At 73.7% G+C, this 24,080-nt stretch carries 5 protein-coding genes; all 5 read right to left on the minus strand.

Annotation, left to right across the window (positions count from 1 at the left end; genetic code table 11):
* A partial coding sequence (locus BIV23_RS53035; RefSeq protein WP_143079012.1) for a type I polyketide synthase occupies window positions 1–4,755 on the minus strand: 4,755 nt, incomplete at its 3' end.
* A gap of 297 nt (window positions 4,756–5,052) precedes the next feature.
* Window positions 5,053–5,847, minus strand: a complete 795-nt coding sequence (locus tag BIV23_RS00010) for a futalosine hydrolase (RefSeq protein ID WP_071378582.1) — start codon at window positions 5,845–5,847, stop codon at window positions 5,053–5,055.
* The gene (locus tag BIV23_RS00015) at window positions 5,844–6,911 is read right to left on the minus strand and encodes a glucose-1-phosphate thymidylyltransferase (protein ID WP_071378583.1); all 1,068 of its coding nucleotides are present in this window, start codon (window positions 6,909–6,911) and stop codon (window positions 5,844–5,846) included. The genes BIV23_RS00010 and BIV23_RS00015 overlap by 4 nt, the downstream gene beginning before the upstream one ends.
* Window positions 6,912–7,006: 95 nt before the next feature.
* Window positions 7,007–21,898: a type I polyketide synthase gene (locus tag BIV23_RS51335; protein ID WP_079172822.1), complete on the minus strand. Its 14,892-nt coding sequence runs from the start codon at window positions 21,896–21,898 to the stop codon at window positions 7,007–7,009.
* Between the two features lie 45 nt (window positions 21,899–21,943).
* The coding region (locus tag BIV23_RS00025) for a type I polyketide synthase (RefSeq protein ID WP_071378584.1) at window positions 21,944–24,080 on the minus strand (2,137 nt) is incomplete at its 5' end.

A 24,080-nucleotide genomic window follows, 5' to 3' on the forward strand; every position in this document is an offset into this window, starting at 1 on the left:
CACCCCGAAGAACTCCGCATCGAACCCACCCACACCCGACAGGAACCCACCCTGCGAGGTGTGGCTGGCGTACGGGTTGTCCGGATCGGGGGCGAAGAGCAGGTCGAGGTCCCAGCCGCGGTCGGTGGGGAAGTCACCGATGCCGTCGCGCCCGTTGACCACCAGATCCCACAGATCCTCGGGCGTCTCCACACCACCGGGGAAACGGCACGCCATACCCACGATCGCCACCGGCTCGTCCACCGCGATCGACGAGGACCTGCCCGGTGCGACAGCAGCGGCGATGTCGTCTCCGAACAGCTCGCTGTAGAGGAAGGCGGCCAGAGCCTGCGGTGTCGGATGGTCGAAGACGACCGTGGCAGGAAGCGCGACACCCGAGACCGCGGCCAGGACGTTGCGCAGCTCCACCGCGATCAACGAGTCCACACCCAGATCCCGGAACGCCCGCTCCGCACCGACCTGTTCGGCGCCTGCGTATCCGAGAGCCGCGGCGGCGCGGGTGCGCACCTCGGTGAGGAGTTCCCGCCGGCGGGCCTCGGGAGCGAGGTCGCGCAATCGGGCCTGCAGCCCGGTCGTGACGGTCTCGACGGTGATCTCGGACCCGGCCGGGGCACGGTACACCTCGCTGAGGAGCGGGCTGGGCCGGACCGCGGTGAAGGCGGGGCCGAAGCGGCTCCAGTCGACGTCGGCCACGAAGGCGACAGCGGAGGGGCCCGCGGCGCAGGCCGCGAGGGCGTCCAGGGCCTGGTCGGGGTCGAGCAGGCCGACGCCGCCGCGGAGTTGGCGGCCCTCAACGTCGGCGTCGGCGGCCATGCCGCCACCGGCCCAGGGCCCCCACGCGATCGACGTGGCGGGCAGCCCCTCGCTCCTGCGGCGCTCCGCGAGAGCGTCCAACAGGGCGTTGGCGGCCGCGTAGTTGGCCTGTCCGGCGGAGCCGACCGTGCCGGCGAAGGACGAGAAGAGGATGAAGGCGGACAGGTCGCGGTCGCGGGTCAGCTCGTCCAGGTTGCGCGCCCCGGTGACCTTGGCGGCGAAGACGTTCCTGAACGCGCCCGGCGTGAGGCCGTCGAGGACCCCGTCCTCCAGCACTCCGGCGGTGTGGACGACCGCGTCCACGGGATGGGCGTCGAGCAGCGCCCGCAGCGCCTCACGGTCCGTCAGGTCGAGGGCGGCCAGGGTCACTTCGGCGCCGATCTCACGCAGTTCGCGCCGCAGCTCCTCGGCTCCCGGCGCCTGGGCCCCGCCGCGGCTGACCAGGACCAGGCGGGCGGCACCCTGCCGGGCGGCCCACCGGGCCACCCTGGCGCCCAGCGCGCCCGTGCCGCCGGTCACCAGGATCGTGCCGGAAGGCCGCCACACCGATTCCGGCGCGTGGGCGGCCGGGACCAGACGACGGCCCAGGACACCACCGGTACGGATCGCGGCCTGGTCCTCCTGCGGGCTCGTCCCCTTCGCGCCCTCGGCGAGCAGGGTGACGAGCCGTGCCGCCGAGCGTCCGTCCAGCGTCGGGGGAAGGTCCACGAGACCACCCCAGCGATCGGGGTGTTCCAGGGCCACGACGCGGCCGAGACCCCAGACGGCGGCCTGGTCCGGTTCCGGGACGGGATCGCCGGCCGTTGTGGCGACGGCTCCCCGGGTCAGAGTCCACAGCGGTGCCACGACAGCGGCGTCGCCGAGTGCCTGGACGAGCACCGTGGTCGCGAGCACACCGCCGGGCACGTCGCCGCGCTCACCGCGCTCGCCGCGCTCCAGAGCGAGCGCGGAGATGACACCGGTGACCGGGGTGTCCTCGACGGCTACGGCGATCCGACGGGCCAACTCGGCCCGGGTGTCGCTGTGGTGGTGCTCGACGACGACCAGTTCCGCCCCGGCGTCGAGCACGGCATCGGTCACCGCGCCACCCCATCCGTCGCAGCCGTCCGGGGAAACCGGCCTGAGGAACAGCCAGCGCCCTGACAGCCGGGAACCCTCGGGCAGACCGGCGACCGTACGCCACACGACCGTGTGGTGCGGGCCGGTGACGTCGACGGCCGATCCGTCCTCGCCGTAGGAGCGCTCCAGCCAGTAGCGGTCGCGACGGAAGGCGTACGTCGGCAGCTCGACCGTGCCGGCGCCCTGGAGCAGCGCGCTCCACTCCACCGAGGCCCCGTTCACGTGCAGTCGCGCGAGGGCCGTCACGAGGTGCTGGGTCTCCTGGCCGTCCTTGCGGAGGACCGGCACGTACAGCGCGTCGTCCGCCGCACCGTTCTGCGCGAGGGCGGTGAGGGTGCCGTCAGGGCCGATCTCCAGGAAACGCGTCACACCCTCGGCGACGAGCGCAGCCACTCCATCGGCGAAGCGCACCGCCTCACGGACATGCCGCACCCAGTAGTCCGCCGACGCCAACTCCCCATCCACAGCGAGCTGTCCGGTCACGTTCGAGACGACCGGGACCGACGGCGCGGAGTAGCTGACACCTTCCGCGACGCGGCGGAACGCCTGCAGCATCGGCTCCATCAACGGCGAGTGGAAGGCGTGCGAGACCCGCAGACGCGACGACCGCCGCCCCCGCGCCTTCAACTCCCCCGCGACCTCGACGACCGCCGACTCCACACCCGCGACCACCACCGCGCGGGGACCGTTGACCGCGGCGATCGACACCTCACCCGCACGGCCTTCGACCAGCGGGGCCACTTCCTCCTCGGCGGCCTCCACCGCCACCATCACACCACCGGCCGGCAGCTCCTGCATCAACCGCCCACGCGCCACCACCAGAGCGCAGGCATCCCCCAGCGACAACACACCCGCCACATGCGCCGCCGCGACCTCACCGATCGAATGCCCGATCAGGACATCAGGACGCACCCCGAACGACTCCACCAGACGGAACAACGCCACCTCGACCGCGAACAACGCAGGCTGCGCCCACTCCGTACGACCCAGCCGCCCCGCATCCCCACCGAAGACGACATCACGCAACTCCGCACCCACATGAGCGCACACCGCGTCGAAAGCCTCCGCGAACACCGGGAAGGCCTCGTACAACTCACGCCCCATCCCCAACCGCTGCGCACCCTGACCCGAGAACAGGAACGCGGTGCGGCCGTCCCGGGTGGTGCCCGTCAGGGTGTGGGAGTCGGGGTGGCCGGTCGCCAACGCGTGGAGTCCGGTGAGGAGTTCGGCGTGGTCGCGCCCCTGGATGACGGCTCGGGTCTCGAAGGCGGTGCGGGTGGTGGCGAGGGAGGCGGCCAGGTCGTAGGGGTCGGTGTCGGGCCGCGCGGTCAGGTGGGCGGCGAGGCGGCCGGCCTGGGCGCGCAGGGTGGCCTCGTCGCGGGCGGACAGCAGCCAGGGCAGGACCGGCAGGGCGGTGCGGGGTGCCTGCTGCGCGGGGGGTTCGTCCGTGGCGGGCTCGGGGGCCTGCTCGATGACGGCGTGCGCGTTGGTGCCGGAGACGCCGAAGGCCGAGACGCCGACGCGGTGGGGGTGGTCGACGTGGGGCCAGTCGACGGGCTCGGTGAGCAGTCGGACGTGGCCGGCGTTCCAGTCGACGTGTCGCGAGGGGCGCTGCGCGTGCAGGGTGGGCGGCAGGACGCCGTGGCGCAGGGCGAGCACGGACTTGATGACGCCGACGACGCCCGCGGCGGCCTGGGTGTGGCCGATGTTCGACTTCGCCGAGCCGAGCCACAGCGGGCGGTCGGCGGGCCGGCCCTGGCCGTAGGTGGCGAGGAGCGCCTGGGCCTCGATGGGGTCGCCGAGCGAGGTGCCGGTGCCGTGGGCCTCGACGGCGTCGATCTCGGCGGCGGGCAGGCCGGCGTTGGCGAGGGCCGCGAGGATGACGCGCTGCTGGGCGAGGCCGTTGGGGGCGGTGAGGCCGTTGGAGGCGCCGTCCTGGTTGACGGCGCTGCCGCGCAGTACCGCGAGGACCTGGTGGCCGTTGCGGCGGGCGTCGGAGAGGCGTTCGACGACGATCGTTCCGGCGCCCTCGGCCCAGCCGGTGCCGTCGGCGTCGTCGGAGAAGGCCTTGCAGCGGCCGTCGCCGGCCAGGCCGCCCTGCTGGTCGAACTCGATGAAGGCGCCGGGGCCGGACATGACGGTGACGCCGCCGACGACGGCGAGGGAGCACTCGCCGGAGCGCAGCGACTGGGCGGCCAGGTGCAGGGCGACCAGGGAGGAGGAGCAGGCGGTGTCGACCGTGACGGCGGGGCCCTCCAGGCCCAGGGTGTAGGCGACCCGGCCGGAGAGGACCGACATGGAGTTGCCGGTGAGCAGATGGCCCCGGACGTCGTCGGGTACCTCGCGCAGCCCGGAGGTGTAGCCCTGGTCGCTGCATCCGACGAACACGCCCGAGCGGCTGCCGCGCAGGCCGGCGGGGTCGATGCCGGCGCGCTCGAAGGCTTCCCAGACCACTTCGAGCAGCAGGCGCTGCTGCGGGTCCATGGCGAGCGCTTCACGCGGGGAGATGCCGAAGAAGGCGGGGTCGAACCGGTCCGCGTCGTGCACGAAGCCGCCGCGGCGGCGGCCGTCGGCGCCGTCGGTCCCGGCCGTCGCGGGCCAGCCGCGGTCGGCGGGCCAGTCCGTCACCGCGTCGGTGCCGGAGACGAGCAGGTCCCAGAAGTCGTCGGGTGTGCGGACGCCGCCGGGCAGGCGGCAGCTCATGCCGACGACGGCGACGGGCTCCTGCTCGCGGGCCTCCAACTGCCGCAGCTGGCGGCGGGTGTTGTGGAGATCGACGGTGACCCGCTTGAGGTAGTCCCGAAGCTGCGCTTCATTCGTCATGGACTGCCCCCATGCTGTTCGGTTCGGTGATGGAACGTGTCTTCGCGCACGCTGGTGGGGCCCTGCGGCATCCGGCCGCTGGGTGTGTTCCTCGTGCGGTGGGGACAGCATGACCCGGCGCGGGAGCCTTTCTCGGCCCCGACCGGGGTTGTCTGGGGAAACCCTTGGAAATCATGAACGGCCCGCGATCCACGCAGGCCGGAGCGGCGGCCGGGGACCGGGGCGGGGGTACCGGCGCGGGTGTGCCGGGGCCCCGAACGGCCGCTGTGCAGGCGCGGTGTCCGGGGCCCGGATCTCTCAGGTGTACGGCGGTGGGGCGCCCCTGGCGAGCACGTTGTGCAGGACGCCGAAGGCGTCCCGGAGTGCCGCGAGGGCGTCGGGGATGCGCCAGGCGGCGCGGTCGCGGGGGCCGACGGTGTTGGAGATGGTCCGCAGTTCCAGCAGCGGGACGCCGTGGACGGCGGCGGCCTCGGCGACGCCGAAGCCCTCCATCGCCTCGGCGGCGGCTCCGTGGCGTTGCCGTAGGTCCTGGGCGCGTTCCGCCGTGCCGGTGACGGTGGAGACGGTCAGGACGGGGGCGTGGACGGCGCCGAGGACGCGGGCGACGGCGGCCGAGAGGTGGGGTGCGCAGGCGTGTTCGGAGGTTCCGAAGCCCAGGCTGTCCATGGAGAGGAATCCGTCGGCGGTCTGGCAGCCGAGGTCGGCGGCGATGACGCGGTCGGCGACGACGACGGATCCGACGTCGGCGATGGGCGCGAAGCCTCCGGCGATGCCCGTGGAGATGACCAGGTGATACGGGGTTCCGTGGACGTTCGCCACGGTGAGTGCGGCGTCGGTCGCGGCGGCCGCGGCGGCGGGGCCCACTCCCCCGGCCACCAGGTCGGTGCTGAGCGGCCGGCGCGGGGCGGTGCACGGCCCGGCCGCGGTGCGCGGGGCGGACGCGGTGGAGGTGTCCGTGGCGCAGCCGACGCGGAGCATCTCGCGGCCCGGCAGGTCGTCGCGGCCGACCGCCGTGGTGGGGCCGAGGCCCCGTGCGACGGCGTCGCGCTCGGCCTCGACCGCGGTGACCACGAGGACGCGGACGGGGTTCATGAGGACAGCTGGACGTGCCCGTGGTCGCCTATGACGAGGCGGTGGGTGGCAGGCAGTCCGGGGGCGAGGGCGACTTTGACGTTGCGGCCGACGAGGGAGGCGGCCACGCGCCGGATGTGGTCGAAGGACGACTCGCGCAGCACGATCGAGTACTCGATCTCGCTGTGGGTGATGCGGCAGTTCTCCGCGACCGACGTGGACGGGCCGACGTACGAGTCGCTGACGACACTGCCGGCGCCGATGATGACGGGGCCGACGATGCGGGAGCGGCGGACCTCGGCGCCTGGCTCGATGCGGACGCGTCCGATGATCTCGCTCTCGTCGTCGACGTAGCCGTCGACGCTGGGCTGGAGGCGTTCGAGCAGGGTGCGGTTGACCTCCAGCATGTCGGTGACGTTGCCGGTGTCCTTCCAGTAGCCGGTGATGACGGTGGAGCGGATCGCCATGCCCTGGTCGATCATCCACTGCAGGGCGTCGGTGATCTCCAGTTCGCCACGGGCGGAGGGCCGGATGGCCCGGACCGCTTCGTGGACGGCCGTCGTGAAGAGGTACACACCGGCGATGGCCAGGTCACTGCGCGGTGTGCGGGGCTTCTCCTCCAGGTCGAGGATGTTGCCCTTGTCGTCGGTGACCGCCACGCCGAAGGCCGTGGGGTTGTCCACCCGGGTGAGCAGCACCTGGGCGTCGCGCGGGTCCTTGCGGAACTCCTCGACGACGTCGGTGATGCCGTCGAGCACGAAGTTGTCGCCGAGGTACATGACGAAGTCGTCGTCGCCCAGGAAGGGTTGGGCGATGAGCACGGCGTGGGCGAGGCCCAGGGGTTCGCTCTGCGGGATGTAGGTGACGTTCAGCCCGAAGGCCGAGCCGTCGCCGACGGCGGCCTCGATCTCCGGGGCGGTGCTGCCGACGATGACGCCGACGTCGGTGATGCCCGCGGCGGCGATGGATTCGAGGCCGTAGAAGAGGATCGGTTTGTTGGCGACCGGGACCAGTTGCTTGCTGGACGTGTGGGTGATCGGTCGCAGTCGCGTACCTGATCCCCCCGCGAGCACGAGAGCCTTCACTGTTCCATCCAGGTGACGGGTGGGCGGTGGTGGGTGGGAGGGGGTGGCCGGTCCGGGCCCGGACGGTGGGTCCGGCCCCGGACCGGCCGGTCGGTTCAGGCCTCGTCGAGGTCGCCCGCCAGGAAGGCGCGCAGTTCGTCGTCGGAGACCTCGTCGGCGGCCGCTCCCGGTGCCGACGGCGTGGGCGCGAGGTTGGTGTGGGCCGTCGTGCCCGCCGCGTCCAGCCGGGCCAGCAGACCGCTGAGCCGGCTGCGCAGCCGGTCCTGGACGGCGCTGTCCAGTGCGGTGGCGGTGAACTGGGCTTCCAGGGCGTCGAGTTGGTCGAGGACCGGGGAGGCGGGCGGCTGTGCCTCGGGGGCGATGCGCGTCAGGAGGTGCGCGGCGAGCCGCTGCGGTGTGGGGTAGTCGAACATGAGCGTCGCGGGGAGTCGTACCCCCGCGAGGGCACCGATGCGGTTGCGGAGTTCGACGGCGGTCAGCGAGTTGAATCCGCTGTCCAGGAACCCTCCTTCGGGGTCGAGGGAGTCGGGGCTGTCGTGCCCGATGACCAGGGCCGCCTGGGTGAGTACGGCGTCCAGGGCGGCGGCGCGGCGGGCGTCGGGGGCGAGTCCGGCGAGGCGGGCGCGCAGCTCGCCCTCGGCGGGCGCCGAGGACGCGGTGGCCGTGGCGGTCGCGGGGCGCGGGGTGCGGGCCGGGACGAGGTCGCTGACCAGGTCGGGTACCGATCCGTCGGAGGCGCGCAGCGCCGCCGGGTCGAGGTCGGCGGGCGCGAGGTACGGCTCCGGGGAGCGCAGCGCAGCGTCGAGCAGGGCGAGGGCGTCGTGGGTGGCCATGGGCCGCAGGCCGCTGCGGGCGATGCGGCGCAGGTCGGCGTCGTCGAGCTTGCCGGTCATGCCGCTGCGTTCGGCCCACAGGCCCCAGGCGAGGGACTGGACGCGGCGTCCGCCGGCGGCGCGGCGGGCGGCGAAGGCGTCGAGGAAGGCGTTCGCGGCCGAGTAGTTGGCCTGGCCGACGCCGCCGAGGGTGCCGGCGATCGAGGAGAACAGGACGAGCGCGGCGCCGGTGTCCCGGGTGAGTTCCTCCAGCAGGACGGTGGCGTCGGCCTTGGCGCGCAGCACCGTGTCGACGCGCTCGGGGGTGAGTGACTGCACGATGCCGTCGTCGAGAACGCCCGCGGTGTGGACGACCGCGGACAGCGGACGGTCGGCGGGGACGTCGGCGAGCAGGACGCTCAGGGCGTCGCGGTCGCTGACGTCGCAGGCCGCGACGGTGACGTGGGCTCCGTGACCGCTGAGCTCCGCGCAGAGTTCGGTCATGCCCTCGGCTGCCGCGCCGCGCCGGCCGGCCAGCACCAGGGAGCGCGCGCCGTGGGCGGTGACGAGGTGTCGGGCGATCTCCCGGCCCAGGACGCCGCCGGCTCCGGTGACGAGCACGGTGCCGTCCGCGGGTATGCCGTCCGTCGCGTGGGCGGGCGTGGCCGCCCGGGCGAGCCGGGGGGTGAGCGCGCTGCCCGCGCGCAGGGCGATCTCGCTCTGCTCCGACGCCAGTACGGCCGGCAGCTGTGCCAGGGAGGCGGCGCTGCCGTCGTGGTCGACCAGGGCGAACCGGCCCGGGTTCTCGGCGCGTGCCGCGCGCACCAGGCCCCAGACCGCGGCCTGTGCCGGGTCGGTGCGGGGCGCGTCCTCGGGCCCGGTGGTGACGGCGTGCCGGGTCAGTACGACGAGCCGGGAGTCGGCCAGCCCGGCCACGGCCAGCCAGTCGGTGATCAGGCGCAGCGCGTGGTGGGTGGTGTGCCGTGTGGCCGCGGTCAGGTCGCCGTCCGCGTCGGTGCCGGGCACGGCGGCCAGGACCGTCGCGGGGACGGTCGTACCGGCCGTGGCCGCGTACAGCGCGGCGGGGTCCGCGTGGTGCTCGGCGGCGCCGAGCACGGGCGTGGCGGGCGGGAGCGCGCCGCCGACGAGGTGCGGCGTGCCGGCGGGCGGTGTGCCGAGGGCGAGGGGCGCCCAGCGGATCCGGTGCAGCGCGCCGCGCCCCGGTGTGGCCGGCAGGGCGCCGGTGTCCACGGGCCGCAGGGCGAGTGCGTCGATGTCGGCGACGGGGCGTCCCGTGCTGTCGAGCAGGCTCACCCGGTAGGTGTGCTCGCCGGCCGGGGTGAGGCGTGCGCGCAGCGCGGTGGCACCGGCGCGGTGCGGTGTGACGTCGGAGAAGGTGAACGGCAGGACGGTGCCGGTGTCTTCGGCCGCGGCGAGTGCCACGGTGTGCAGGGCGGCGTCCAGAAGGGCCGGGTGTACGCGGAACCGGTCCGTGCCCTGCAGGTGTTCGCCGTCCTCCGGGGCGATCTCCGCGTACACGGTGTCGCCGTCGCGCCAGGCGGCGCGCAGTCCGCGGAAGGCGGGACCGTAGGCGAAGCCGGCGGCGGCGATGCCCTCGTACAGGCCGCTCACGTCGACCTCGGTGGCGGCCGGCGGAGGCCAGGCGCCCGGGAAGGGTGCGGGAGCGGTGGCCGTCGGTGCGTCGCCGAGGGTGCCGTCGGCGTGCCGGGTCCAGGCGCCGCCGGTGGCGGGCCGGGAGTGCACCGCGAGGGCGCGGTCGCCGTTGCCGTCGGGTGCGGTGACGGTGACCTGGAGCTGGACGCCGCCGTGCTCGGGCAGCACGAGCGGCGCCTGCAGGGTCAGGTCGCCGATCCGGGCGGCTCCGGCGTGGGCGCAGGCCTCCATGGCGAGGTCGAGGAACGCGGTGCCGGGGAAGAGGATCCGCCCGTCGAGCGCGTGGTCGGCGAGCCAGGGCCGGTCCTGCACGCGGACGGTGCCCGTGAGGACGAGTCCGGCGCTGTCCGCGAGCGGGACGGCCGCGGTGAGGAACTGGTGGTGTACGGCGTCCAGGTCCGTGCGGTCGCCGGCGGAGCCGGTCGTCTCCAGCCAGTAACTGCGCCGCTGGAAGGGGTAGGTGGGCAGGTCGGTGCGGCGGGCGCCGGTGGGGGCGAACCAGGTGGCCCAGTCCACCTCGTGGCCGTGTGAGTGCAGCCGGGCGAGGGCGGAGGTCAGGGACGCCTCTTCCGCCGTGTCGCGCCGCAGGGTGGGTACGAGGGTGGCGTCGCCGTCGACGCAGTCACCGGCGAGCGCGGTGAGGACGCCGCCCGGGCCGATCTCGACGTAGGTGGTGACGCCCTGTTCCTCCAGGGCGCGGATGCCGTCGCGGAAGCGGACGGGCTCGCGGACCTGGCGCACCCAGTAGGCGCCGTCGAAGGGCTCGTCGGCGCTGACGGGGCGGCCGGTGACCGTGGACACCAGCGGCAGTGCCGGGGCGGTGTGGCCGAGGTCCGCGGTGCGTGCGGCGAACGTGTCGAGCATGCCGTCCATGTGGTGCGAGTGGAAGGCGTGGCTGACGTTGAGACGGTGTGTCTTGCGGCCCTGTGCCGCCAGTTCGGCCGCGACCGCGGTGACGGCGTCCTCGTCGCCGGACAGGACCGTGGCGAGCGGGCCGTTGAAGGCCGCGACGGCCACCCGGCCCTCGTGGGCGGCGAGCAGCGGCACCACGTCGTCCGCGCCGGCCTGGACGGAGATCATGACGCCGCCCGCGCGCAGGTCCCCCATGAGCCGGCCGCGCACGGCGACGAGCCGGCAGGCGTCCGCCAGCGTGAGGATCCCCGCGACATGGGCCGCGGCGATCTCGCCGACGGAGTGCCCGAGCAGTGCGTCGGGCCGTACGCCCAGGCTCTCCAGCAGCCGGTACAGGGCGACCTGGCCGGCGAAGAGTCCGGCCTGGGTGTACGCCGTGCGGTCGAGGTACGCGGCCTCGGTGCTGCCCTCCTCGGCGAACAGGACGTCACGCAGGGGAAGTTCGAGATGGGCGTCGAGGTGGGCGCAGGCCTCGTCGAGTGCGTCGGCGTAGGCGTCGTGGCGCTCGTACAGGACCCGGCCGAGGGCGGCCTGCTGGCTGCCCTGGCCGGAGAACAGGAAGGCCACCTTGCCGCCGCGGGCCCGGTCGGTGGTCAGCAGCGGGTGCTCGCGGCCCTCGGCGAGGGCGGTGAGCGCGTCGGTGAGGGAGGCGGTGTCGTCGGTGACGACGGCCGCACGGTCGACGTGCCGGGCGCGGGTGGTCGCCAGGGAGAACGCCAGGTCGGCCGGAGCGGTGTCCGGGTGGGCGGCGATCTCGTCGAGCAGCCGTCGCGCCTGGGCGCGCAGTGCGGCGTCGCCGCGGGCCGACAGCAGCCACGGCAGGGTGCGAACGGTGTCGTCGGCCGGCCGGGGCTGCGCCTCGGCGGTGCGCTCCGGCTCCTGCAGGATCACGTGCGCGTTGGTGCCGGAGACGCCGAAGGCCGAGACACCCGCGCGCCGCGGTGTGTCACCGGGTGCCCAGTCGCGCTCTTCGTGCAGCAGGCGCACGGCGCCGGACGACCAGTCGATGTGCGGGGACGGACGGTCGGCGTGCAGGGTGCGCGGCAGGACGTCGTGGCGCATCGCCATCACCATCTTGATGACGCCGGCGACACCGGAAGCGGCCTGCGTGTGACCGATGTTGGACTTCAGCGCCCCGAGCCACAGCGGCCGCTCGGCGGGCCGGTCCTGACCGTAGACGGCGAGCAGCGCCTGCGCCTCGATGGGGTCGCCGAGCGTGGTGCCGGTGCCGTGCGCCTCCACGGCGTCGACGTCCGCCGGGGCGAGCCCGGCGGAGGCCAGTGCCTGGCGGATGACGCGCTGCTGGGCGGGTCCGCTGGGCGCGGTGAGCCCGTTGGAGGCGCCGTCCTGGTTGACGGCGGTCCCCGCGACGGTGGCGAGCACCGTGTGGCCGTTGCGGCGCGCTTCGGACAGCCGCTCCAGCAGGAGCAGGCCGACGCCTTCGGCCCAGCCCGCGCCGTCGGCCTCGGCGGCGAACGGCTTGCAGCGGCCGTCCGGCGACAGGGCCCGCTGCCTGCTGAACTCGACGAACGTGTCCGGGGTGGAGATCACGGTGACACCGCCGGCCAGGGCGAGTTCGCACTCCCCGGACCGCAGGGCCTGGACCGCGAGGTGCAGGGCGACCAGGGAGGAGGAGCAGGCGGTGTCGACGGTGACGGCCGGGCCTTCCAGGCCGAAGGTGTAGGCGATGCGGCCCGAGGCGACGCTGCTCGCGCTGCCGGTGGCGAGGTAGCCCTCCAGTTCCTCGGGCGCCGTACGGGCCCTGCTGCCGTAGTCGTTGTAGTTGGATCCGACGAACACGCCCGCGCGGGCGCCGCGGATGGCGTCCGGATCGATCCCGGCGCGTTCGAACGCCTCCCAGGACGTCTCCAGCAGCAGCCTGTGCTGCGGGTCGATCGCCACGGCCTCACGGGGCGCGATGCCGAAGAACGCGGGGTCGAACCGGTCGGCGTCGTGCAGGAAGCCGCCGTGCCGGGCGTACGAGTGGCCGATGCGGTCGGGGTCGGGGTCGTAGAGGTTCTCGACGTCCCAGCCGCGGTCGGCCGGGAACGGCGTGATGGCGTCGGTGCCGTCGGCGACCAGCCGCCACAGCTCCTCCGGCGAGGTGACGCCGCCGGGGAAGCGGCAGCTCATGCCGACGATGACGACCGGGTCGTCGTCCACGGCGGCCGTGGGCAGTTCCACCACCGGTTCGGCGGTGGCGCCCGACCCGAACAGCTCATCGTCCAGGTAGGCGGCGAGGGCGCCGGCGGAGGGGTGGTCGAAGGCGAGGGTGACCGGCAGGCGCAGCCCGGTGGCCTCCGCGAACCGGTTGCGCAGTTCGACGGCGGTCAGCGAGTCGAACCCGACGTCCCGGAAAGCACGCCCGTCGGGTACGGCGTCCGTATCCGCGTGGCCGAGCACGGCGGAGGCCTGAGCGCGGACCTCGGCGACCAGCGCCGCCCGACGGTCCGCCGGGGCCAGACCCGCCAGTCGCTCGACGAGCGGCGGTCCGTCGGCGGACTCCGGCTTCTTCTGCGCCTGCTCCGTGCCCAGGGCCGCCCGGGCCTCGGGGAACTCGCGCAGCGCGGCGAACGCGCGGGCGGTGATCAGCTTCCAGTCGACATCGGCGACGATCAGGAACTCCTCGTCCTGTTCGAGTGCCTTGTGCAGCGAGGCGACGGCCAGTTCGGGATCCATCGGCGGTACGCCGTCCCGGCGCAGCCGCTCGGCGACCTCTTCGCCGACCATGCCGCCGCCCGCCCAGGTGCCCCAGCCGATGGAGGTGGCGGGCAGCCCCTGCGCCCTGCGCCTGGCGGCCAGGGCGTCCAGGAAGGCGTTGGCCGCGGCGTAACTGCCCTGTCCGGGACCGCCGAGCGTGCCGGCCATGGAGGAGAACAGGACGAACGCGTCGAGGTCGAGGTGACGGGTGGCGGCGTCGAGGGCGAGCGCGGCGTCGGCCTTGGGCCGCACGACGCCATGGGCACGCTGCGGGGTGAGCGCGTCGATGAGCCCGTCGTCGATGATGCCGGCGGTGTGCACCACCGCGGTGAGGGTGCCGCCGCCGGGCAGGTCGTCGACGAGCCGCCGCACCGCGTCGGCGTCGGCGACATCACAGGCGACGACGGTCGCGGGCGCGCCCAACTCGGCCAGCTCGGTGACGAGTTCACCGGCGCCCGGCGCGTCGGGGCCGCGTCGGGAGGCGAGCACCAGGTGCTCGGCACCGCTGCGGGCGAGCCAGCGGGCGACGTGCCGGGCGAGCCCACCGGTGCCGCCGGTCACCAGGACGGTGCCGGAGGGCTGCCAGCTGCCGTCGGGCCGCGGCCCGTCGCCGGCCCGCACCAGGCGGCGCGCGAAGAGTCCGGAGGCACGCACCGCCAGGTGGTCCTCTTCGAGCGTCCCGGACAGTGCGGCGGTCAGCCGGCGCGCGGCACGGTCGTCGAGCGTGCCGGGCAGGTCGACGAGTCCGCCCCAGCGCTGCGGGTACTCCAGGGCCGCGATGCGGCCGAGCCCCCATGTCATCGCCTGGAGCGGGCTGTCGAGCAGGTCGCTGCGGTGCACGGAGACCGCGCCGCGCGTGGCGCACCACACCGGTCCGTCGACGCGGAGGTCACCGAGTGCCTGGAGCAGAGCCGTGGTCAGGACCAGACCGGTGGGCAGCACGCCCTCGTCCGACCAGGGGGACTCGTCCAGCGCGAGCAGCGACAGCACGCCGCCGATCCCGGCGCCGCCGATCCGCTCGCGGAGCAGCTCGGCCATGCGGTCGCGCTCGGCGGCGGGTTCGCCGACGACGAGGAGGCGGGCCTCGGCCGACCGCTCGCCGATGGTGGCGAACACCTCCTGGACCAACGGGTCTTCCTCGCGTCCGGCCGGCGCGACGACCAGCCAGGTACCGGAGAGTTCATGGGCCTGCGCGGACTGTTCGTTGAGGGGTCGCCAGGCGACCCGGTAGCGCCAGCCGTCGAGCGTGGAGTGGTTGAGCCGGTCACGCCGCCACGACGAGAGCGCGGGCACCACCTCGGCGAGTGAACGCACGTCCGCGAGACCGAGGCTCTCGGCCAGCGCATCGAGGTCCTGGCTTTCGACGCTGGCCCAGAACCCGTCCTCCAGGGGACCGACGCCGCGGGACGTCCCACCGTCGACGGCGGCCTGTCGAGTGACAGGCTCCAGCCAGTAGCGGCTGCGCTGGAAGGCGTACGTCGGCAGGTCCACCCGACGCGGGGACAACCCCTCGAACACCGGCGCCCAGTCCACAGCGACACCACGCGTCCACGCCTCGCCGAGGGAGAGGTAGAACCGCTCCAGACCCCCCTCACCGCGACGCAGAGACCCGACGACCACCGCATCCGACCCGGCGGCCTCGACCGTCTCCGCCACCGGCACCGTCAGCACCGGATGCGGACTCATCTCCAGGAACGCACCGTGCCCCTCATCGATCAGCGCGGCCACAGCGGGCTGGAGCCGAACCGTCTGGCGCAGGTTGCGGTACCAGTACCCCGCATCCGTCTCCGCCGACTCGATCCACTCCCCCGACACCGTCGAGAAGAACGGCACCACCGGCACCGACGCCACAACCGGCGCCAACACCCCCGCCAACTCCCCCTCGATCGCCTCCACATGAGCCGAATGCGACGCGTAGTCCACATCGATCCGCCGCACCCGAACACCGGACCCCTCGGCGTAGGCGACGAGTTCGTCCAACGCGTCCGCGTCACCCGCGACCACCGTGGACGTCGGCCCGTTCACCGCGGCCACCGACACCCGACCCGCCCAACGACCCGCCAACTCCCCAGCACCCTCGGCATCCAACGCCACCGACACCATCCCGCCACGCCCCGCCAGCGCCACAATGGCCCGCGACCGCAACGCCACCACCCGCGCACCGTCGCTCAACGACAACGCACCCGCGACGACAGCCGCAGCGATCTCACCCTGCGAATGACCCACCACAGCAGCAGGCTTGACCCCGAACGACTCCCACAACGCGGCAAGCGACACCATCACTGCCCACAACACCGGCTGGACGACATCCACCCGGTCGAACCCCGGCGCACCCTCCACCCCACGCACCACATCCACCAACGACCATTCGACGAACCCGTCCAACGCCACCGCACACTGCGCGAACCGAGCCGCGAACACCGGCGAGGAATCCAGCAGCTCCACCGCCATCCCCACCCACTGCGCACCCTGACCCGGAAACACGAAGACGGGGTCCACGGTGTCGCCGATTCGCTGGGCGGTGCCGCGCGTGAGTGCGGTGTTCGAGGTCGCGCCGGCCAGGTCGCGCAGTGCGGCGACGAGGCTGTCGCGGTCGGCGCCGACGACGACGGCGCGTTCCTCCAGTGCGGCACGGCCGGTCAGGAGGGAGTGCGCGATGTCGACGGGATCGCCGGTCGGGTTCTCCACCTGGTTCAGCAGCCGCTCGGCCTGGGCGCGCAGGGCCTTGTCGGAGCGGGCGGACACCAGCCACGGCACCACGGTGCCGGGCCGGTCCTCGGCGAGCGATGCCGGTTCCCGCGAGGGGAGCGGCTCGGGCTCTTCGAGGATGATGTGGGCGTTCGTACCGCTGACGCCGAAGGAGGAGACACCGGCCCGGCGGGGTCGGTCGTGCCGCTCCCACGGGCGGGTCTGCGCGAGGACCTCGACCCGTCCCGCCGACCAGTCGACGATCGGGGAGACCTCCTCGGCGTGCAGGGACTTGGGCAGGATGCCGTGCCGCATGGCCTGCACCATCTTGATGATCCCGGCCATGCCCGAAGCGGCCTGCGCGTGACCGATGTTGGACTTCACCGATCCCAGCCACAACGGCCGGTCACCGTCCCGCTCCTGCCCGTACGTGGCCAGCAGCGCCTGCGCCTCGATCGGGTCACCCAGCTTCGTCCCCGTACCGTGCGCCTCGACCACGTCCACATCGGCCGCCGACAGACCCGCGTCGGCCAACGCCGCACGGATCACCCGCTGCTGCGAAAGACCGTTGGGAGCGGTCAGACCGTTCGACGCACCGTCCTGGTTCAGCGCCGAACCCCGCACCACCGCCAGCACCTCGTGCCCCTGCGCCACCGCGTCCGACAGCCGCTCCAGCAGCAGCACGCCCACGCCCTCGGCCATGCCCATGCCGTCGGCCTCGGCCCCGAAGGCCTTGCAGCGGCCGTCGAGGGCGAGACCGCGCTGCCGGCTGAAGCCGACCAGGCCGATGGGCTCGCCCATGACGGCGGCGCCGCCGGTCAGCGCGAGGGAGCATTCGCCCGACCGCAGGGAGCGCATGGCCTGGTGCATGGCGACGAGCGCGGAGGAGCAGCCGGTGTCCATCGTCACGGCCGGGCCTTCGAGGCCGAGCGTGTACGAGATACGGCCGGAGGCGATGCTGGTGACGGTGCCCGTGATGAGGTGGCCTTCGAGGCCCTCCGGTACCTCCCCGCTCGCTCCGTAGCCCTGGTGGGACACACCGAGGAAGACGCCGGTGTCGCTGCCGCGCAGGCTGTCGGGGGCGATGCCGGCCCGTTCCAGGGTCTCCCAGGCGGTCTCGAGGAGCAGTCGCTGCTGCGGGTCCATCGCGGTCGCCTCACGCGGCGAGATACCGAAGAACCCGGCGTCGAACTCGGCCGCGTCGTGCAGGAATCCGCCCTCGCGGACGTAGATGGTGCCGGCGCGGTCCGGATCGGGGTCGTACAGGGTGTCCATGTCCCAGCCGCGATCGGCGGGAAGGGGCGATATGGCGTCGGTCTCGTCCAGGACGAGTCGCCAGAACTCCTCCGGAGAGTGCACCCCGCCGGGGAACCGGCAGCCCATGGAGACGATCGCGATCGGCTCGTCCTCGTGGGCCGGGCGGGCCGGCGCGACGGCCGGGAGCATGGCGGACGGCTCCTCGGTGGTGTCGTCGACGAGGTGTCCGCGCAGGTGGCGTACCAGGTCGCGGACGTTGGGGTGGTCGAAGACGATGGTCGCGGGCAGCGCGAGGCCGGTCGCCTCGTTGAGGCGGTTGCGCAGTTCGACCGCGGTGAGGGAGTCGAAGCCGAGTTCCCGGAACGCGCGCGTGGCGGCGACGTCGTTGCCGTCGGCGTAGCCGAGTACGGCGGCGACCTGGGTGCGGACCACGTCGGTCAGGGCCCGCTCGCGTTCGGGGGCGCTCAGACCGGCGAGTTCCGCGCGCAGTCCGCCGCGCTGTTCGACGGCCCGGTCGAGCACCGCTTCGTCCGCCTGCATCGCGGCCGCCACCTCGGGGACCTCGTGGAGCAGCGGCCGGGGGTGGGCGGCGGTGAAGACGGGGACGAAGCGCTCCCAGTCGATGTCGGCGACGGCGAGGAAGGTCTCGTCGTGGTCGAGTGCCTGCTCGAGTCCCGTGACCGCCAGTTCGGCGTCCATGAACGGGATGCCGCGCCAGCGCAGTTGCTCCCGGACGACGTTGACGGCCATGCCTCCGCCCTCCGGGCTCCAGATGCCCCAGGCGAGGGACATGCCGGTCAGTCCGCGGGCCCTGCGGTGGTCGGCGAGGGCGTCGACGTAGGCGTTCGAGGCGGAGTAGGCGCCGTGGTCGCCGCTGCCCCAGGTGCCGGCGACGGACGAGTACAGGACGAAGGCGTCCAGCCGGTCGTGGTCGAAGAGCGCGTCGAGGTTGGCGGCGCCGAGCAGCTTGGCGCGGGCGCCCTCGGCGAAGAAGTCGAGGTCGGTGTCGGCGAGGGGGGCGAGCATGCCGACGCCCGCGGTGTGTACGACGGTGCGGATCGCGGGGCCGTCGGACTCGACCTCCTCCACGAGCCGGCGCAGCGCCTCCCGGTCGGCGACGTCGCAGGCGGCGATGGTCACCCGGCAGCCCAGCCCGGTCAGTTCCTGCCGCAGTTCCTCCGCGCCGGGCGCCTCGGCGCCGTGGCGGCTGGTCAGCACCAGATGCTCGGCGCCCTTGCGGGCGAGCAATCTGGCGGTGTGGGCGCCGAGACCGCCGGTGCCCCCGGTGATCAGCGCGGCACCGCTGGTGCTCCAGGGGCGTGCCGCACTGCGGCCCGCCAGGGGCGTGCGGACCAGCCGTCGGATGTGGGCACTGCGTCCGCGCAGGGCGACCTGGTCCTCGTCACCCCCTGCGGCGAGCACGGCGACGAGCCCCCGTACGGCGTCGGGGTCGGGTGTGGAGGGCAGGTCGACGAGTCCGCCCCAGCGTCGCGGCTGCTCCAGGGCGACGACGCGGCCGAGTCCCCAAAGGGCGCCCTGCACCGGGTGGTTCACCGTGTCGTCGGCACCCGTGGTGACGGCCCCGCCGGTCAGGAACCACATCTTCGCCTCGACACCGGCGTCCAGCAGACCCTGGACCAGCAGCAGCGAGGAGAGCATCCCCACCGTCGCGCCGGCGTGGTCCGGGGCGTGACGCTCGTCGAGCGCGAGCAGCGACACGATGCCCCGCACGGAGCCGGGACCGGTGTCCGCCACGGCGTCCGCGAGCCGTGCGGCGATCCGCTCACGGTCCAGTTCGTCCTCTGCCATCACGAAGGTGACGGGGGTCGCGCCCGCCTCGCTCAGACCGTGGGCGACGGCTCCGGCGAGCGGCGACAGCGCGTGCTCCTCGGGTACGACGAGCAGCCAGGTGCCGTCGAGCGCGCCGCCTTCCGGGAGTTGGTACGGCCGCCACACGACGCGGTAGCGCCAACTGTCCAGCCGGGCACGGCCCTGCCGCGCGCGATGCCAGGAGGACAGGGCGGGAAGGACGTCGTCGAGGCCGTCGGTGCCGTCGAGCCCGAGGGTGCGGGCGAGTTCGTCCGCATCGCCCTCCTCGACGGTCCGCCAGAACCGCTCCTGGGCCGGGTCGGCAGCGGCCTGCGCCCTGGGCAGGTCGAGCCAGTAGCGGCTGCGCTGGAAGGCGTACGTCGGCAGGTCCACCCGACGCGGGGACAACCCCTCGAACACCGGCGCCCAGTCCACAGCGACACCACGCGTCCACGCCTCGCCGAGGGAGAGGTAGAACCGCTCCAGACCCCCCTCACCGCGACGCAGAGACCCGACGACCACCGCATCCGACCCGGCGGCCTCGACCGTCTCCGCCACCGGCACCGTGAGCACCGGATGCGGACTCATCTCCAGGAACGCACCGTGCCCCTCATCGATCAGCGCGGCCACAGCGGGCTGGAGCCGAACCGTCTGGCGCAGGTTGCGGTACCAGTACCCCGCATCCGTCTCCGCCGACTCGATCCACTCCCCCGACACCGTCGAGAAGAACGGCACCACCGGCACCGACGCCACAACCGGCGCCAACACCTGCGCCAACTCCCCCTCGATCGCCTCCACATGAGCCGAATGCGACGCGTAGTCCACATCGATCCGCCGCACCCGAACACCGGACTCCTCGGCGTAGGCGACGAGTTCGTCCAACGCGTCCGCGTCACCCGCGACCACCGTGGACGTCGGCCCGTTCACCGCGGCCACCGACACCCGACCCGCCCAACGACCCGCCAACTCCCCAGCACCCTCGGCATCCAACGCCACCGACACCATCCCGCCACGCCCCGCCAGCGCCACAATGGCCCGCGACCGCAACGCCACCACCCGCGCACCGTCGCCCAACGACAACGCACCCGCGACGACAGCCGCAGCGATCTCACCCTGCGAGTGCCCCACCACAGCAGCAGGCTTGACCCCGAACGACTCCCACAACGCGGCAAGCGACACCATCACCGCCCACAACACCGGCTGGACGACATCCACCCGGTCGAACCCCGGCGCACCCTCCACCCCACGCACCACATCCACCAACGACCACTCGACGAACTCGTCCAACGCCACCGCGCACTGCGCGAACCGAGCCGCGAACACCGGCGAGGAATCCAGCAGCTCCACCGCCATCCCCACCCACTGCGCACCCTGACCCGGGAACACGAAGACGGGGTCGAGGCTCGCGCCGGGGTTTTCGCAGAGGCCGCGGGCGGCGTTCGCGGGCCGTTCGCCGCGGGCGAGGGCGCGCAGGCCGTTCAGCAGGTCCGTGCGGCCGGTGCCGACGACAGCGGTGCGCTCCTCGAGGGCGGCGCGGCCGGTGGCGAGCGTGTGGGCGATGTCGACCGCGCGCAGGCCGGCCGACTCCGCGCGGTCGAGCAGCCGCTGGGCCTGTTCCTTGAGCGCGGCTTCCGAGCGGGCCGACAGCAGCCAGGGCAGGACGGTGTCGGTCGGCTCGGCCTCGACGGCGTCGTCCTCGGCCGGTTCGGCGACCGGCGCCTGTTCCAGGATGACGTGGGCGTTCGTACCGCTGCCGCCGAAGGAGGAGACGCCCGCGCGGCGCGGCCGGCCGGTCTCGGGCCAGTCGACGGCCTCGGTGAGCACACGCAGGGTGCCGTCGGACCAGTCGACGTGCGGGGTGAGCTCCTCGCCGTGGAGCGACTTGGGCGCGATCCCGTGCCGGAGCGACTCGACCATCTTGATGACGCCCGCGACACCGGAAGCGGCCTGGGTGTGGGCGATGTTGGACTTCAGGGAACCGATCCACAGCGGGGTGTCGGCGTCCCGCTCGCGGCCGTACGTGGCCTGCAGTGCCTGCGCCTCGATCGGGTCACCCAGCTTTGTCCCCGTACCGTGCGCCTCGACCACGTCCACGTCGGCCGCCGACAGGCCCGCGTCGGCCAGCGCCGCACGGATCACCCGCTGCTGCGAGGGCCCGTTGGGAGCCGTGAGACCGTTGGACGCGCCGTCCTGGTTGATCGCCGAACCCCGGATCACCGCGAGCACCTGATGGCCGTGGGCTCTGGCGTCCGAGAGCCGCTCCAAGAGCAGCACACCGACGCCTTCGCCCCAGCCCGTGCCGTCGGCGTCGGCCGCGAAGGGCCTGCAGCGCCCGTCGACGGACAGGCCGCGCTGCCGGCTGAACTCGACGAAGTTGCGCATGCTGCCCATGACGGTGGCACCGGCCGCGACGGCCATGGAGCACTCTCCGGAGCGCAGCGCCCGCACCGCGAGGTGGAGGGCGACGAGCGAGGAGGAGCACATGGTGTCGAGGCTGACGGCCGGTCCCTCGAAGCCGAAGCTGTAGGAGATGCGCCCCGAGAGCACGGCGGCGGATCCGCCCGTCAGCAGGTGTCCTTCGATGCCCTCCGGCGCGCTGGTGCCGTCGGGGACGTAGGCCTGGTTGCTGGAGCCGACGAACACGCCGGTGGAGCTGCCCCGCAGGGTCGTGGGGTCGATACCGGCCCGTTCGAACGCCTCCCAGGTGGTTTCCAGGAGCAGTCGCTGCTGCGGGTCCATCGCGGTCGCCTCGCGCGGCGAGATCTCGAAGAACCCGGCGTCGAACTCGGCCGCGTCGTGCAGGAAGGCTCCCTGGCGCACGTAGCTGGTGCCGATGCGTTCGGGGTCGGGGTCGTACAGCGCCTCGATGTCCCAGCCACGGTCGGTCGGCAGGTCCGAGACGGTGTCGACGCCGTCGGCGACGATCTGCCACAGGTCCTCGGGGCTGCGCACTCCACCGGGCATGTGGCAGGCGGTGGCCACGATGGCGATGGGCTCGTGCGCCCGCGTCTCCAGGTCGGTGAGCCTGTGACGGGTCTGTCGCAGGTCCGTGGTGACACGCTTGAGGTAGTCCCGCAGCTTGTCCTCGGTACTACCCGTGTTGCCAGCGTTGCCCGTGTTGTCCGTGTTGGCCATGCCAGTCAGCCCTTCGAGAATCGGGAAGTCGTGTCGGGGGTCCGCTCAGGAGATCCCGAGTTCCTTGTCGATCAGGTCGAACATGTCCTGGTCGGATGCGTCGACCAGTTCCTCGTCCACGGCCGTGGGAGCGGGAGCGGGGACGGGGGCAGGCTCGTCGACGGGTGTCGCCCAGGAGTCGAGCAGGCTTCGCAGCGCGTCGGCGAGTTCCGTCCGGCCCGCCGGGTCCGAGGTGGCGCGGTAGGCCGCCTCGATCTCCGCGAGCCGGGGATCGAGCTGGTTGTGCCGGGAGCCGCGCTCCGTGAGCCCTGGGGCGAGGGCGGTGTCCGCGTCGTCCGCGGGCCAGAGTTCCGCGTCCAGATGGTCGGCGAGCGCCTTCGGTGTCGGATAGTCGAACACGAGCGTCGCGGAGAGTTTGGTGCCCAGTGCGGCGCCGAGCCGGTTGCGCAGTTCGACACCGGTCAGGGAGTCGAAGCCCATGTCGCGGAAGGCCCGGCCGGGCTTGACCGCGTCAGCGGCTCCGGCGCCGAGTACCGCTGCGACGTGCGTCCGGACCAACTCGGTCAGCCTCCGCCGGCGCTTGGCCGACGGCAGCGCGGCCAGTTCGCCGCGCAGCCCGTCGGAAGCCCCCGCGGTGGCGTCCGCCGCGTGTCCGGCCGCGCCTTCCGCGTCCTGGGCGGCCAGCAGGGCCTGTACGTCCGGGATGTCCTCGATCAGCGGGCGGTGCCCGTGGGCGCAGTACGCGGGGACGAACCGGTCCCAGCGGATGTCCGCCACGACGACGGCGGTCTCCCGCGCCGCCACCGACTCGCGCAGGGCGCGCACGGCGAGCGCCGGCTCCATCGCGGGCACCCCGCGCCGCGACAACTGCTCGCCCACCTCGGCATCGACCATGCCGCCGCCGGCCCAGGCGCCCCAGGCGATCGAGGTGGCGGGCAGGCCGGCGGCACGGCGCCGCTCGGCGAGCGCGTCGAGGTGGGCGTTGGCCGCCGCGTACGGCCCCTGCCCGCCGTTGCCCCACACGCCGGCTCCGGACGAGAAGAGCACGAAGGCGTCCAACGGGCGTGTGCCCAGCAGGTCATGGAGGTTCTCGGCGCCGACGACCTTGGCGTGCATGAGCTCGACGGCCTCGTCGGCGTCGATCTGCGTGAGCGGTCGCGCCTGGTCCACCGCACCGGCGGTGTGGACGACCGCCGTCAGGGGGGATTCCGCGGGAATGCCGTCCAGAACCGCGGCGAGTGCCTCGCGGTCGGCGACGTCGCAGGCGGCGACGGTCACCCGGCAGCCGAGCCCGGTCAGTTCGGCCTCCAGCTCCGCCGCGCCAGGTGCCTCGGGGCCGCGTCGGCTGGTCAGCACCAGATGCTCCGCGCCCGCACGGGCGAGGTCCCTGGCCACATGGGCGCCGAGCGCGCCGGTGCCTCCGGTGACGAGCACGGTGCCGCACGGCGTCCACACCGGGGCGTCGGCCGCGCCCGCGAGCGGCGAGCGCACCATGCGCCGCACCCGCACGCCCGCGGCTCCGGGCCGGAGCGCGAACTCGCTCTCCCCACCGGGCGCGTCGCCCGCCGCGAGGAGCGCCGGCAGGTGCGCCAGCAGTTCGATGCCACCGTCCGCAGGAAGGTCCACCAGACCGCCGGACCGCTCGGGGTCGTCCAGCGCCGCCACCCGGAGCAGACCCCATGCGGCCGCCTGACCGTTGCTCGGCGCCTCCTCGTCGTCGACGGCGACGGCTCCTCGGGTCAGCGACCACAGTCCGGCGTGGATCGCGTTGTCGGCGAGGGCTTGGCTCAGCGCCATGGAACCGAGGACACCCGTGGTGACACCCGGGCTGCGCTTGTCCGGCTCCGCGTCCAGGGCCAGCAGGGACAGCACACCGGCCGGCGCGTCCCCGGGTCGCACGGCGGCGTCCAGCAGCGCGGCGACCACCGCCCGGTCCGCATGCTCCGGTACGGCGACGGGTACGACGCTCGTCCCCGCGTCCTCCAGGACGCGCCGCGTCCGGACCGTGAGGTCCTCCTCCCTCTGTCCTTCGGGCACGACGAGCAGCCAGGTACCGCCGGGCACCCCGTTCGCGGCGGCCTCGTAGGGCCGCCACACGACGCGATACCGCCAGTTGTCGAGCGTGCTCCGTTCGCGGCGTGCGGTGCGCCAGGCGGCGAGGGCCGGAACAACACTCTCCAAC

It is taken from the genome of Streptomyces monashensis, from assembly GCF_001866665.1.
GTDB lineage: Bacteria > Actinomycetota > Actinomycetes > Streptomycetales > Streptomycetaceae > Streptomyces > Streptomyces monashensis.